The following is a 13917-nucleotide window of genomic DNA, read 5'->3' as shown; positions in this document are numbered from 1 at the left end:
TGCCCGGGGCCGGACTCAGTGCAGCGGGCCGTGCCGCCCGGGGGACCTGTCCTCGTCCAGGAAGGCCGAGAGCCGGTCGGTCAGGTCCCGGTCCACGTCCAGCGCGACCCCGTCCAGGGAGGTCACCGGGGCCACCCCGCGCACGGAGGACACGAGCCACACGCCGTCCGCGTCGAACAGGTCCGACGGCTCCAGCGGACCGTAGCCGAGGTCCCAGCCGGCCGCCTGGGCGGCGGCGAAGATGGTGCCCTGGCTGGTGCCCGGCAGGATCCCGGAGCTGCGCAGCGGCGTGACCAGCTCCACGGCGTCCGGGCCGTCGGCGGCCGGGATCCGGCGGGCCAGCAGCACGGTCGAGGTGGGGCCCTCGAGCACCTTGCCGTCGGAGGAGACGAAGATGACGTCGTCGGCCCCCTGGGCGGCGGCGAAGCGCATGGCCGCCATGTTCACGGCGTAGCTGAGGGTCTTCGCGCCCATCAGCAGCCACGGGGCCCGCTCGGAGACGGAGGAGTCGAAACCGCGGTCCAGGAGCAGGACGGACAGGCCGCGCTCGCGCCCGGACGCCAGGCCGGGGGAGACGGGGGAGACCAGTACCCAGTACGTACCGGTCAGTGCGGGTGCGTCCGGGGCGGTCCCCGCGGTGATGTCCTTCAGCTCGCCGTCGGATCCGGTGTCCGCGGTGCCCCGCACGTAGTGCCCGCCGCCGGGGGCGCCCTCGGGGCCCCGCGTGGCCACGAGCTTGACCACGGCGTCCCTGCCCGGGTTCCCGGCCGCGTACGCGCTCAGCCCGGTGACCGCCGCCTGGCGCCAGGCCTGGGCGTCCGGGACCGGCAGGTCGAGGGAGGCGGCCGAGGAGATCAGCCGCTCCAGGTGGGAGTCCTCCTTGCGGATCCGGTGCCCGGTGTCCCCGGCGAGGGCGGTCATCGTCTCGAAGATCCCGTCCCCGCGGGTCAGGCCCTGGTCCGTGACCAGCACGGCAGGCTGCCGTGGATCGGCGACCCGGGTGCCGACCCCGTCCGCGGACGGGTCGAGGAACACGACCACGGAGCCGCCGGGCTCCGGGATGAATGATGCGGAGTGGTGCGTCATGGACCCCAGACTACGCATCCGTCCCCGCGTTCCGAGCACACCGTCGGGTGCGCGCCGGCACCGGCACACACCCGACGGTGGCCTCGGCCGGGCGGGCAGCGGACCGCGCGGTCCCGTCAGACCCGGGCCGGTTCCGGTTCGGGGGCCGCCTCGCCGGCGCCGTCACCCGGGGTGCCCTGCCTGGCCGCGTCAGCCGCCGGCCGGCCGGGCTCCGCGGAGGCGTGGTCGCGTTCCAGGGCGGCGCCCTCCACGTCCACGTTCGGCAGGATCCTGTCCAGCCACCGCGGCAGCCACCAGGCGGCGTCGCCGACCAGGTGCATCAGGGCGGGCATCAGCAGCAGCCGCACCAGGAAGGCGTCCAGCAGCACCCCGAAGGCCAGGCCGAAACCGATGGGCCGGATCATGGCGGACTCGGCGAAGACGAACCCGCCGAACACGGAGATCATGATGATCGCCGCGGCGGCGACCACGGCCCGGCCCGCGTGCAGGCCGTCCATCACGGCCACCCGGGCCGGGGCCCCGTGGGCGTAGGACTCGCGCATGCCGGAGGAGATGAACAGCTGGTAGTCCATCGCCAGGCCGAACAGCACGCCCACCATGATGGTCGGCAGGAAGGCCAGGATCGGCCCCGGGTTGTGCACCCCGAACACCGCGGACAACCAGCCCCACTGGTAGATGGCCACCACGCCGCCCATGGCCGCGAAGACGGACAGGATGAACCCGCCGGTCGCGATCAGCGGGACCACCAGCGAGCGGAACACCAGGATCATGATGAGCAGGGACAGCCCGACGACGACGCCCAGGTAGAGCGGCAACGCACCGGAGAGCTTGTCCGCGACGTCGATGAACCCACTGGTCATGCCGGCCACGGCCAGGCCGGAGGCCTCTCCGGCCGGGGCGGTGGCCCGCAGGTCGTGCACCAGTTCCTCGGTCGAGACCGCGTTGGGTCCCTCGGCCGGGATGACCTGGAACATCATCATGGTGGAGTCCTCGTTGACGGCGGCCGGGACCACCACCTCCACGTGCTCCAGGGACGCCAGCTGCTCGCCGACGGCGACCTGCTGGTCCATGACCTCGCCCTCGTCCAGGCCGGCGGGCAGATCGGCGGTCACCACGAGCGGGCCGTTGTACCCCTCCCCGAAGGCCTCACCGAGGGCCGTGTAGGACTGGTACGCGGCCGACTCCGGCGGTTCGGAGCCACCGTCCGGCAGTCCCAGGCGCATGGAGAAGAACGGGATGGCCACGATCGCCAGGGCGAGCACGGAGCCCAGGGAGATCAGCACGGCCCGGCCGGTGGGCATGGCCGCGCGCCGCGGGCCGGCACCGTGGGACCGGCGGGCCTGAAGATGGCCGGCGGAGGCCGACTCGCGGCCGCGCTCCTCCTGGCGGCGCAGTCCCGCCTCCACCGCGCGGACCTCCTGCTCCCGCTGCAGGCGCCCGCGTTCCGTGCGGCTCAGCGCGCGGTGGCCGATCAGCCCGAGCAGCGCGGGGGTGAGGGAGACGGCGATGAGCACGGCGATCAGCACGCAGAAGGCGCCCACGGTGCCCATCAGGCCCAGGAACGGGATGCCGGTGACGTTCAGCGCGGCCAGCGCGATGATCACGGTCAGGCCCGCGAACACCACGGCGTTGCCGGAGGTGCCGTTGGCCAGGCCGATCGACTCGTGCAGCGGGGCGCCGTCCTTGAGCTGGCGGCGGTGCCGGTTGACGATGAACAGCGCATAGTCGATGCCCACGGCCAGGCCGAGCATGAGGCCCAGCACGGGGGTGACCGAGAGCATCTCGATCATGCCGGAGAACGCCAGGGACCCGGCGGCCCCGATGCCCACGCCGATCAGGGCGGTGAGGATCGGCAGGCCCGCGCCGATGAGGGTGCCGAGCATGATGACCAGCACGATGGCGGCCACGACCAGGCCGATGACCTCGGCCGGGCCCACGATGTTGGGGATGGTCTGGGACAACGAGGTGGTCGGCAGCACCTCGACGCCCTCGATGTCCGCGTCCTCCAGGGCGGAGACCACGGCGCCCTGGATGTCCTCGGTGACGTCCAGGGTGGGCCGGTCGAACACCACGTTCCCGACGGCGGTGCTCCCGTCCTCGGAGACGGTGCGGTAGTCCCCGGCCAGGGCCAGCAGGTCCTCGCCGCGGTCGAGGTCGGTGCTCCCGGCCTCGGCCTCCACCGCGCCCTCCTCCAGCTGCGTCCGCTGCTGCTCGAGCTGGGCGCGGCCCTCCTCGAGCTGGGCGCGGCCGGCGTCCAGCTGGGCCTGCTGGGCGTCCAGCTGGGCGGTCACCGCCGGCGGGGCACCGGCCGCCTCTGCCTGGGCCCGGCCGGCGCCGAGTTCGGCCTGTCCGGCGTCCAGCTGCCGCTCGGAGGCGTCCAGCTGCTCCTCGGCCCGGGCGATCTGTTCCCGCCCGGACTCGACCTGCTCCTGCCCCTCGGCCAGCTGGGCGCGGCCGTCCGCGATCCGGGCACGCTGGTCGGACAGCTCGGCCTCGGTGGTGAAGGGGTCCACCACGGAGTCCACGCCCTCCAGGCCCTCGACCTCGGAGAGCACCTCGCCGATGCCCTGGCGCTGGTCCTCGGTGAGCTCCGTGCCGTCGGTGGTGCGGAACACCACCGAGCCGGTGCCGTTGGCCGCCTCGGGGAACTCCTCCTGCAGCCGGTCCGTGACCTGGGACGTCGGGGTGCCGGGGATCGTGATGGAGGTGGTGAGGGTGCCGCCGAAGGCCAGGAACCCGCCCACGGACAGGGCCAGCGCCGCCAGCCAGGCGACGATGGCGACCCAGGGCCGGCGGGACGAGGCGAAACCGAGGCGGTAGAGCAGTTCGGCCATGAGGGGCGCTCCTTCGGGAGGGAAAGGCTGCAGCGGGGACCGGGGGCGGCGCATCATGGGCAGAGTCCGCCGGCGGGTCCGGCGACCACTATAGTAGACGGACCGTCTCGTATTGAAACAGGGTCCCCACCGGCCCCCGGTGCCCGAGAGGGTGCCAGGCACCCGGGGCGGGGGACCGGCCGGCACAGGAGGTCATCGGTGAACGCAGCATCAGAGCCTGCTTCCGCAGAACAGCGGGGGCGTCCGCGCAGTGAGAGGGCCCGCGTCGCCGTCCTGACCGCCGCCGCCGACCTCATGCTGGTCGGCGGATTCGAGCACCTCACCGTCGAGGGCATCGCCGCGGCGGCGGGCGTCGGCAAGCAGACGGTCTACCGCTGGTGGGGATCCAAGGCCGAGGTGGTCGTGGAGGCCATCGCCGAGAAGTACCTGGACGTGCCGATCGGCGGGCCGGTGGACACCGGGGACCTGCGGGCGGACCTGCGGGCGTGGCTGCTGGAGATCCGTGACCGGGTCGAGGAGGGGGACACCTCCCGGCTGGTGCAGGCCATCATGTCCGCCCTGGCCGCGGCGGGAGAGACGGCCGAGGCGATCGACGAGGCCCTGATCCAGCCGATCATGACCGGCCTCGACGCCAGGTTCCACGCGCATGACCGCGCCCACCCGCGCTCCCTGCCGGCGCCGCCGTCGTTCCTGGCCGAGACCGTGGGCGCGAACCTGCTGCTGCACGTGATGTTCGGCCGGCCGCTGGACGAGGAGCGGATCGGGCGGTTGCTGGACCTGGTGGCTCCGGCCGCACCGTAGGCTGAGGGGATGCTCTGGCCGCTCGCCGAGTTCGGCAACTATCCCCAATGGCTGACGATCCTGTCCTGGATCATCGACGTCGGCATCCGCGTGCTGCTGCTCGGCATCGTGCCGGGCGGCCGCCGGCCCGCCGTGGCGATGGCCTGGCTGCTGGTCATCTTCTTCCTGCCGCTGCCCGGTCTCGTGCTGTTCCTGCTGCTGGGCTCGTTCCGGCTCGGTGGCCAGCGCCGGTCCCGGCAGCGCTCGGTCAACGAGGCCCTGGGCCGCGCCACCTCGCACCTGACCCTGCCCAACGAGGCCGGCCACGCGCCCCTGTACGTGGCCTCGGCCGCGCAGCTGACGCGGAACCTGACCAGTTTCCCCATGCTCGACGGCAACCACTTCGAGTTCATCACCGACTACCGCGCCTCGATGCAGCGGATGGCCCAGGACATCGACCGGGCGACGGACTACGTCAACCTGGTCTTCTACATCGCGGCGCTGGACCCCGAGGGCCGCGAGGGGTACACCAACGAGGTGCTGGACGCCCTGGAACGGGCGAAGGCCCGCGGGGTGCGGGTGCGGATCCTGTTCGACCACATCGCCTCGCTGCGCGTGCCGGGATACCGGAAGCTGGTCCGCCGGCTGGACGCGGCCGGGCTGGAGTACCACCCGGCCATGCCCGTGATGCCGCTGCGCGGCAAGTACCAGCGCCCCGACCTGCGCAACCACCGCAAGATCCTCGTGGTGGACGGGCTGATCGGCTACACCGGGTCGCAGAACCTCATCGAGCCCGGGTACAAGCGGCGCTCGGCCCACCGCATGAACCGGCAGTGGGTGGACCTGATGGCCCGGATCACCGGGCCCACCGTGGCCTCACTGGACCTGGTCTTCGCCACCGACTGGTTCTCCGAGACGGGGGACACCCTCGAGGGCCAGCTGCGGGACCCCACCGAGGAGGAGCTGAACGAGCAGGACGGTTCGATCGCCCAGGTGGTGCCCTCCGGTCCCGGGTTCTCCAACGAGAACAACCTGCGCCTGTTCAACCACCTCTTCTACGCCGCCAAGCGCCGGCTCGTGGTGGTCTCGCCGTACCTGGTGCCGGACGACTCGATGCTCTACGCCCTGACCACCGCCGCCCAGAAGGGCGTCCACGTGGAACTGTTCGTGTGCCGCAAGGCCGACCAGTTCATGGTCCACCACGCCCAGCAGTCCTACTACGACGCCCTCCTGGCCGCCGGCATCCGCATCTGGCGCTACCCGGATCCGAACGTCCTGCACGCCAAGCTGTTCACCGTGGACGACGACGTGGCCGTCTTCGGGTCCTCCAACATGGACATGCGCTCGTTCTCGCTGAACATGGAGGTCTCCGTGCTCACGGTGGGCTCGGAGATGGTCGAGGCCCTCACCGAGGTGATCGAGCAGTACCGGGAGGTCTCCGAGGAGCTGACCAAGGAGGAGTGGGACGCCCGTCCGCGGGCCCAGCGCTGGGTGGACAACGTCTTCCGCCTCACCTCGGCCCTGCAGTGAGCCGGTGAGGCTCCCGGACCGGTTCAGGCCAGCTGGCCGAGCACCTCGTTGAGCGCCTCCGTCGAGGAGGGGTGGGTCCAGATGCCGTCCCGCAGCGCGGAGGCGGTGACCTGCGCCCGCATGGCCAGGGCCACGAGGTTGACGACCTCCTGGGAGTCCACGTGGAACAGCCGGGCGCCGAGCACCTGGTCGGTGTGCGCGTCCACCACCACCTTGATGACCCCGCGCGGGTCGTCGACCGCCTTCGGCCGCGGCATCGCCTTGATCCCGGTCACCTTCGCGAAGGCCACCCGCACGTCCCGGCCGGCCTCCCGGGCGGCGCGTTCGGTCAGGCCCACGGAGGAGAACGGCGGCGTGAGGAAGAGGGTGGCCGGCACCCCCGCCCGGTCGCCGACCCGGCGTGAGCCGTCCCCGTCCAGTGCGCTGAGCACCACCCGGTGGTCGTCCAGGGACAGGTAGGTCTGCTGCTGCCCGCCGTGCACGTCACCCATCGCGAAGACCCGGTCGGCGGAGGTGCGCAGCTGGTCGTCCACCACGATCGCGCCCCGGTCGTCCACCTCGATCCCGGCGGCGTCCAGTCCGAGCCCCTCGGTGGCCGGGCGCCGTCCGGTGGCGAACAGCACCGCGTCCACCGTGGGGCCGGTGCCCTCCTCGAGCTGGACCGTCACACCGTCCGGCCCGTCCTGCAGTCCCGTGACCGAGGCGCCGGTGCGCACGGTGATGCCCGCACCGATGAGCACCTCGGCGACGGCGTCCGCGACGTCCTCGTCCTCATGCGGCAGGATGCGCCGGCCGCGGTTCAGCACGGTCACCTCGGCACCGAAGCCGGAGAACATCGAGGCGAACTCCAGCCCCACCGGCCCGCCGCCGACGATCGCCAGCCGCCGCGGGAAGGGCCTCACGTGCTGCAGGGAGGTCGAGTCGTGCACGCGGGGCCCGTCCGCACCCGGCAGGTCCGGGACCACCGGGGCGGAGCCGGTGTTCACCACGACGGTGCGTCCGGTGATGCGCATCCGCTCGGCCCGCCCGGACCCGCCGGCGGAGGGCGTCACCTCGACCTGGCGCTCACCGACGAAACGGGCCCGGCCGTCCACGACGGTGACGGTGTCACGGTCGAAGAGCAGGTGGAAGCTGGTGTCGTTGAGCCTGCCGGTCAGCGAGTCACGGCGCCGGACGGCGGATTCGAAGAACTGCTGCACATCGTCCTGGTCACGGCGGGTGGAGGCCGAGTGGATCAGGGCCTTGGTGGGCACGCAGGCGACGTTGATGCAGGCACCCCCGTACATGGCCGCCGACTGTTCCACGAGGGCCACGGTCCTGCCGGTCCCGGCGGCCGCCGCGGCGAAGGTCTTGCCTCCCTTGCCCCAGCCGATGACCAACACGTCCACCTCGAGGTGGCGCGGCGTGCCGCCGGCCCGGGTGGTCGCGTCAGGGGTGGTCCGGGGTGTTCGGGCGGGATCGGTCATGGTCCTCACCGTAGTCCCGCGCGCAACCGTCCTGTCAGTACCGCGGTCCCTCGGCGTCGTCGTCGGGGAACGCCGCCCCGAGCACCCTGAGGACGCCGTGGGCCTTGGTGCGCACCTCGTCCCACTCCTCCTCCGGCACCGAGTCCGCGGTGATGGCCCCGCCGACGCCGAGCGACAGCCGCGTCCCGCCGCTCCCGGGCCCCGCCGGGCCGGTGGCGACCAGGGTGCGGATCAGCACGCTGAGGTCGGCCGCGCCGTCGTCGGACAGGTACCCGGCCACGCCCGAGTAGACCCCGCGCGGTCCGGACTCCAGTCGCTCCAAGATCTCCATGGTGGAGATCTTCGGGGCGCCGGTCATCGACCCCGGGGGGAAGGCCGCCGCCACCGCCTCCGCCCGGGCGACGCCGGGTTCCAGGTGCGCGGTCACCGTGGACACCATCTGGTGGACGGTGGGGTAGGACTCGATCGCGCACACCCGCTCGGTGGCCAGCGTGCCGGGCACGGCCACCCGGGACAGGTCGTTGCGGGCCAGGTCCGTGATCATGATGTTCTCCGCCCGGTCCTTGGCCGAGGACGCCAGTTCCCCGGCCAGCGCCGCGTCCCGTTCCGGCGTGCGCCCGCGGGGACGGGTGCCCTTGATCGGTTCGGTCACCATGCGGCCGGCGGCGGAGATGGCCAGGAACCGCTCGGGACTGGTCGAGAGCAGTTCGACGACGGCCGGCCGACCGGACCCGGATACCGCCGCCGGGTCCGACACCGGGTCGGCCGCCGGGGCCGTCGCCCGCAGGTACAGCGTGAACGGCGCCCGGTTGGCCGCCACGAGCCGGCGGTAGGTCCGCCAGCCGTCGAAGGGCGCGGTGCCGGGCCGGCCCCGGGTGGACGTCTCGAGGGACGCCTCCAGCATGGTCGTCAGGCAGACCTCGTAGGTGTTGCCCTCGTGGATCTCGTGCTGGGCGGCGCGGACCTTCTCCAGGTAGCCCGCGCGGCAGTCGCGGAGCGTGAACACGGGGACCGGCCCGGCACTCGCGGCCACGACGCCCGTGTCCCCGACGCCCGCCGCCGCGGCGACCCGATCCGCCCAGGCCGCGCCGGCGTCGTCGTCCGCGGGCCACCACAGCGTGGTGGTGCCGGCCCGGTGGTCCACCGTGGCCACCCGTGAGGGGCGGAACAGCAGCGCGTCCGCCGGCCCCTCGCCCGCTCCGCGCAGGGTGGCGGCCCCGTCCGGGGAACCGGCCTCGCGCTTCAGGCCGTACCCGAGCCAGCCCATCCAGCCGGACCGGAAGGGTGCCTCCGGGGCGGGTGCGGCGGTCGGCGCGGAGGCAGGCGCGCCGGCCGGCCAGACCCCGGCCAGCCAGCGGAACCACGGGCCCACCCGTCTGACGGTGACCGGGCCCTGGCGCACCACCGTGACCCCGTCGGCATGCTCGGCGACCGGGTCGTCATCGCTCGCCAGGCCGAGGATGGCGTGCCGGCTGCGGCCGGGGGAGGGCGTGGTGGCGTGGTCCGAGCTCTCCAGCAGCATCGCCACCGAGGCCGCCGGGCCCCCGGCGGCCTCGAACAGGGACTGCGGGTCGCCGGCGCCGGCGACCGTGCGGTGGTGCAGGGGCGGCCGGGCCGGCGCGGGCACCAGGGCCAGGGAGGTCTCCCAGCCCGGCAGGGTGCGCAGGGCCTGGACGAGCAGCGGCGCGGCGCCGGCCGTCCCGGTGGTGCTGTCCACGGTGATCCCCGCCTGGGACGCGGGGTCCTCGAGGGCCAGGTACGCGTCCTCCTGGGCGGCCCACCGGTCCCAGTGCGGGGCGAACGTCCTCCCGTCCCGGCCCAGGGCCCGGTCCTTGCGGTCAGCGGCCGGCAGCTCGACCCACACCAGGGCGTCCAGTGCGGCGCGGGCGGCACCGGTCCCGGCGCCCACGCCCTCCAGGATCACGACGTCGACCGGCCGCGTGCTGCCCGCCCGGCCCGGCCGCCCGCCCTCCCAGTCCCACCAGCTCCAGTAGGCGGTGCGGCCGGCGGACAGGGGGATGACGACCTCGGCGGCGTAGGTCTCCAGGGCGGCGGCGAGCCCGTCCCAACCGGGGTAGATGGAGTCCAGGTGGAAGACCTCGACGTCCAGGTGGGGGCGCAACAGGGCCGCGAGCTCCAGGGCCAGGGACGTCTTGCCCGCACCGGAGCGGCCGTCCACGGCCAGCAGCAGGGGGCGACGGGCCACGGTGGTCTCCGGAGGGTCGAGGGCGGTGGTGCGGGGGTGTGCTGGGGGTGCGGGGCGTCGGCTCCGCGAGCACCCGGACCAGTCTACCGAGGTGGGGTCACGGCCCGTCGGTGAGGGGCCCGGTGACGTCCAGCTCCTCCAGCGCGGCGGTCGCGGCCGCGACGACCTGCGCGGCCGTGTCCATCTGCTGCGGCGTGAACTGGGCCAGGTGTTCCATCATCAGCCGGCTCATGGGGGAGAAGATGGCCCGGCCCTCGGCCTGTGCGGAGGGCGTGTGCTGGACGAACACGCTGCGCCGGTCCGTGGTGGAGCGCCTGCGCTCGGCGTGCCCGTTGGCCACGAGGCGGTCCACGAGTGCCGTGGTGGAGGCGGAGGTGAGGTTGAGCAGCTGGCCCAGGTCCTTGGGGGTGGTCTGCAGCCCCTCGGCCTGCCGCTGCATCAGCAGGGACAGGGCGCGCAGGTCCGTCCGGTACATCCCGTGCTGGTTCCCCGCGGCCTCGACCATGCGGTCCGAGGCCTCGGCGTAGCGCCGCAGGGCGTGGATGAGGAGACGCATCTGCTCGGAGTCATCGGGGGCCTGAGGGGCATCCGGCATGCGCTTCTCCTTCGTGCGGCGGTGGATGACAGGCCGTCCATTCTACGTCCCGGCCGCCTCCACCACCCTACCTGCCTAGCCTAGAAAGTATCTTGAAGATCAAGATATATGCGCTACGCTGGGCCCATGCAGCCAACACTCACCCCTGAACGGGCCCCGAGCGCCACCGGGTCCTCGTCCCCGTCCTCTCCCGGCGCTCCACGCGGGTCCTCGTCCGTGAAGTCCATCGGCCTGCGCGTGGGCGTGGCCATCGTCCTCGTCCTGGCCTGGCTGGCCGGGACGGGTATCGGCGGCCCCACCTTCGGCAAGCTCTCGGAGGTGTCCTCGAACGACCAGTCCACGTTCCTGCCCGCATCCGCCGAGTCCACCCGCGCCGGGGAATGGGTGGGCGAGTTCAGCGGGACGGACCAGATCCCGGCCCTCATCGTGGCCGGGCTGCCGGACGGCCAGGCCATCCCGGAGGACGCCCGGGGTGAGCTGGACGCGCTGGCCGCCCTCGGTGAGGACCTCGGTGCGGCCGAGGGCGTGGACCAGGTCGTGGGGCCCAACGTCTCCGAGGACCGCGAGGCGGTGCAGTACATCGCGATCATCGACACCGCTGCCGCCGAGCCGGACGTGGTGGTCGAGGAGCTGCGCGGGCTCGTCCAGGATGCCTCCGGCGGCCTGGAGACCGCCGGGGACGGCGCCCTGTCCGGGGTCGAGGTGCACGTGGCCGGCCCCGCCGGCCTGGCCACGGACCTGGCGGGCGCCTTCGCCGGCATCGACGGCCTGCTGCTGGCCGTGGCGCTGGGCGTGGTGTTCGTCATCCTCGTGCTGGTGTACCGCTCCGTGCTGCTGCCGATCCTGGTCCTGCTGAACTCGGTGGCCGCCCTCAGCGTGGCCATCCTGGCGATCTACTGGATGGCCAGGGCCGACTGGATCAGCCTGAACGGCCAGTCCCAGGGCATCCTGTCGATCCTCGTGATCGGCGCGGCCACGGACTACTCCCTGCTGATGGTGGCCCGCTACCGCGAGGAGCTGCGCCTGCGGCCGCAGGCCTTCGACGCCCTCAGGGCCGCCTGGAAGGGCTCCTTCGGGGCCATCACCGCCTCGGCGGCCACGGTGGCCATCGCCCTGCTCTGCCTGCTGGTCTCGGACCTGAACTCCAACAGCTCACTGGGACCCATCGCGGCCTCCGGCATCGTCCTGGCCTGGGCCGCCACGCTGACGTTCCTGCCCGCGATCCTGTACCTGACGGGGCGGGCCGCCTTCTGGCCGTCGATCCCGCGCGCGGGCGTCCCCCTCACGACGAGGAAGGCCTTCACCCAGCCGGAGGACGCCACCGGTCGGCCCATCGCCGGACTCGAGGAGAGCCACGGCGTGTGGACCCGGATCGGCGCACTGGTGGCGCGCAGGCCGCGCGCCGTGTGGATGGTCACCGCCGCCGTGCTGGCCCTTGGCGCCATCGGCGCCACCCAGCTGCAGGCCAGCGGCGTGGCCCAGACCGACGTGATCCTGGGGGAGTCCGACGCCAAGGCCGGACAGGTCGTCCTGGAGGAGCATTTCGACGCGGGCACCGGCTCGCCGGCGACCGTCATCGCCCCGGCCGACCGGGCCGACGAGGTGCTCGAGGCCGTGGAGGGCACCGACGGCGTCGGCTCGGCCTACCTGACCGCCGAGGGCGGCGCACCGGCCGGGACCCCGGACCCGGAGGCGCTGGCCGAGCTCCAGGAGCAGGCCGCGGCCGCCGGCCGGGGGCAGGGCCAGGCACCCGAGGGTGCCGCCGGACCTCCCGCTGGACCCCCCGCCGGGGTGAGCGGAGGGGCCGGCGACGGGGCCCCGGAGACCGCCGGGCCGCCGTCGGGCATTCCGGCGGAGGTGCCCACGCTCCAGCCGCAGGAGGTCGACGGCCGCGTGTACCTCCAGGCGACCCTGCAGGACCCGGCCGACTCGAAGGAGGCCGAGCAGACGATCATCGAGCTGCGCGAGACGCTGCACGCGATCGACTCCGAGATCCTGGTCGGCGGCACCTCCGCCACCGCCCTGGACTCCAACACCACGGCCCAGCAGGACCTGCGCACGATCATCCCGCTGGTTCTGCTCGTGGTGCTCGTCATCCTGATGATCCTGCTGCGCTCGATCGTGGCCCCGGTGCTGCTGGTCCTGGCCACCGTGCTGAGCTTCGGCACCGCCATCGGCGTCTCCGCGCTGGTGTTCAACGAGGTGCTCGGCTTCCCGGGGGCAGACCCCTCCGTGCCGCTGTACGGGTTCGTGTTCCTGGTCGCCCTGGGCGTGGACTACACCATCTTCCTGATGACCCGAGCGCGGGAGGAGGCGGTGATCCAGGGCACCCGGCCCGGCGTGCTCAAGGCCCTGACCGTCACGGGCGGGGTCATCACCTCGGCGGGCATCGTCCTGGCGGCCACGTTCGCGGCACTGGTGGTCATCCCGCTGATGTTCATGGTGCAGCTGGCCTTCATCGTGGCGTTCGGCGTGCTGCTGGACACCTTCCTGGTGCGCTCGCTGCTGGTGCCGGCCCTGACCTACGACATCGGTCCGAAGGTCTGGTGGCCCTCGAGGCTCTCCCGGGCCGCAGGTGGCGGCGGGGGCCGCCACGTGGCCGGCTGATCCCCGGATCCCCTCCACCACGGCGCAGGGCCCCGGCATCGTCACGATGCCGGGGCCCTGCGCCGTGCCGGCGGTCCGGCCGGCCGATCCTGCGGGAGGATCAGGACTTTTTGGCGGCGCCCTTCCGGGCCGCGCCCTTCTCCGTGTGCTCTCCGGCGGTGCTCAGCTCGCCCGCGGCGTTGGTCAGGAACGAGCGCAGGAACCACTGGAACTGCTCGAGGCCGCCGGTCTGGCCGATGAGGATGTCCTCGGTGACCGGGTCCAGCTTGCCGGCCTCCTCGATGGCGTTGCGGTGATCGGCGATGACGCCGTCGTAGACCTGGTCCAGGGCGGCGATGTGCTCGATGGTGTCCGCGCGGCCCAGGTCGTAGTCGTCCCAGGTCCGCTCCTTCACCAGGGCGCCGGGGGTGCCCGTGGGGGAGACGCCCAGGGTCGCCATGCGCTCGGCCAGCACGTCCACGGCGGCACGGACCTCCTCGATCTGGGGATCGAGCATCTCGTGCACGCCGATGAAGTTCTGGCCGACCACGTTCCAGTGGGCGTGCTTCAGGGTCAGCTGCAGGTCGTTCAGTGCGTGCAGGCGCAGCTGGAGGATCTCGCCGACACGGTGGCCGTCCTCGAGTTCGAGTCCGGGAACGGTGTACGTCGCAGGGGTGTCCTTGGCTGCCATGATGACTCCTTTCCGGGCGGCGCCACAGACGTGCTGCGGGCGCCGCGGTGGGTGATGTCCTCACTCAAACACCCGGAACGTCGCCGTGCAAGAAGCGCCCAGGTCGACGTCAGGAAACTCCCAGCACATTCACATGGTCGCCA

At 73.0% G+C, this 13917-nt stretch carries 9 protein-coding genes; 3 read left to right on the top strand and 6 right to left on the bottom strand.

All coding sequences use genetic code 11. The annotated features are described in order from the left end of the window. Positions 1 to 15: 15 nt before the first annotated feature. Positions 16 to 1086, bottom strand: coding sequence for an aminotransferase class IV (locus GGQ69_RS10745; protein WP_183527879.1), 1071 nt, complete (start codon positions 1084 to 1086; stop codon positions 16 to 18). 116 nt (positions 1087 to 1202) lie between these two features. Next, positions 1203 to 3920 (bottom strand): MMPL family transporter, encoded by a 2718-nt coding sequence (locus tag GGQ69_RS10740; protein WP_183527876.1) that lies wholly within the window; start codon positions 3918 to 3920, stop codon positions 1203 to 1205. Between the two features lie 198 nt (positions 3921 to 4118). Here GGQ69_RS10740 and GGQ69_RS10735 point away from each other — a divergent pair, with 198 nt between their 5' ends. Continuing rightward, positions 4119 to 4721 (top strand): TetR/AcrR family transcriptional regulator, encoded by a 603-nt coding sequence (locus GGQ69_RS10735; RefSeq protein ID WP_221243390.1) that lies wholly within the window; start codon positions 4119 to 4121, stop codon positions 4719 to 4721. A gap of 9 nt (positions 4722 to 4730) precedes the next feature. Beyond that, complete coding sequence (gene cls / locus GGQ69_RS10730; protein ID WP_183527874.1) at positions 4731 to 6230, top strand: cardiolipin synthase; 1500 nt, start codon at positions 4731 to 4733, stop codon at positions 6228 to 6230. 23 nt (positions 6231 to 6253) lie between these two features. Here the strand turns inward: cls and GGQ69_RS10725 are convergent, their stop codons facing one another. From GGQ69_RS10725 to GGQ69_RS10715, 3 genes are all read right to left on the bottom strand, one after another. Then, positions 6254 to 7696 (bottom strand): FAD-dependent oxidoreductase, encoded by a 1443-nt coding sequence (locus GGQ69_RS10725; RefSeq protein ID WP_221243389.1) that lies wholly within the window; start codon positions 7694 to 7696, stop codon positions 6254 to 6256. A 34-nt stretch (positions 7697 to 7730) separates the two neighbouring features. Continuing rightward, positions 7731 to 9902, bottom strand: coding sequence for a chorismate-binding protein (locus GGQ69_RS10720; protein WP_183527872.1), 2172 nt, complete (start codon positions 9900 to 9902; stop codon positions 7731 to 7733). A gap of 97 nt (positions 9903 to 9999) precedes the next feature. Beyond that, positions 10000 to 10497: a MarR family winged helix-turn-helix transcriptional regulator gene (locus tag GGQ69_RS10715; protein WP_183527870.1), complete on the bottom strand. Its 498-nt coding sequence runs from the start codon at positions 10495 to 10497 to the stop codon at positions 10000 to 10002. 126 nt (positions 10498 to 10623) lie between these two features. Between GGQ69_RS10715 and GGQ69_RS10710 the strand changes: the two genes are divergently transcribed. Continuing rightward, positions 10624 to 13104 (top strand): MMPL family transporter, encoded by a 2481-nt coding sequence (locus GGQ69_RS10710; protein ID WP_255459480.1) that lies wholly within the window; start codon positions 10624 to 10626, stop codon positions 13102 to 13104. Positions 13105 to 13204: 100 nt separating this feature from the next. Here GGQ69_RS10710 and GGQ69_RS10705 read toward each other — a convergent pair whose 3' ends face one another. Beyond that, positions 13205 to 13774: a Dps family protein gene (locus GGQ69_RS10705; RefSeq protein ID WP_183527868.1), complete on the bottom strand. Its 570-nt coding sequence runs from the start codon at positions 13772 to 13774 to the stop codon at positions 13205 to 13207. Positions 13775 to 13917 lie beyond the last annotated feature (143 nt).

This window comes from Micrococcus sp. TA1 (assembly GCF_014199555.1).
Lineage (GTDB): Bacteria > Actinomycetota > Actinomycetes > Actinomycetales > Micrococcaceae > Citricoccus.
Note: the sequence above shows the minus strand (reverse complement) of the source record. Positions and strands in the feature narration are given on the sequence as shown.

Bases quoted from the DNA above. Each gene is read 5' to 3' on its own strand.
- GGQ69_RS10745 (WP_183527879.1), bottom strand. From the start codon at position 1,086: ATGACGCACCACTCCGCATCATTCATCCCGGAGCCCGGCGGCTCCGTG.
- GGQ69_RS10740 (WP_183527876.1), bottom strand. From the start codon at position 3,920: ATGGCCGAACTGCTCTACCGCCTCGGTTTCGCCTCGTCCCGCCGGCCC.
- cls (WP_183527874.1), top strand. From the start codon at position 4,731: ATGCTCTGGCCGCTCGCCGAGTTCGGCAACTATCCCCAATGGCTGACG.
- GGQ69_RS10725 (WP_221243389.1), bottom strand. From the start codon at position 7,696: ATGACCGATCCCGCCCGAACACCCCGGACCACCCCTGACGCGACCACC.
- GGQ69_RS10715 (WP_183527870.1), bottom strand. From the start codon at position 10,497: ATGCCGGATGCCCCTCAGGCCCCCGATGACTCCGAGCAGATGCGTCTC.
- GGQ69_RS10710 (WP_255459480.1), top strand. From the start codon at position 10,624: ATGCAGCCAACACTCACCCCTGAACGGGCCCCGAGCGCCACCGGGTCC.
- GGQ69_RS10705 (WP_183527868.1), bottom strand. From the start codon at position 13,774: ATGGCAGCCAAGGACACCCCTGCGACGTACACCGTTCCCGGACTCGAA.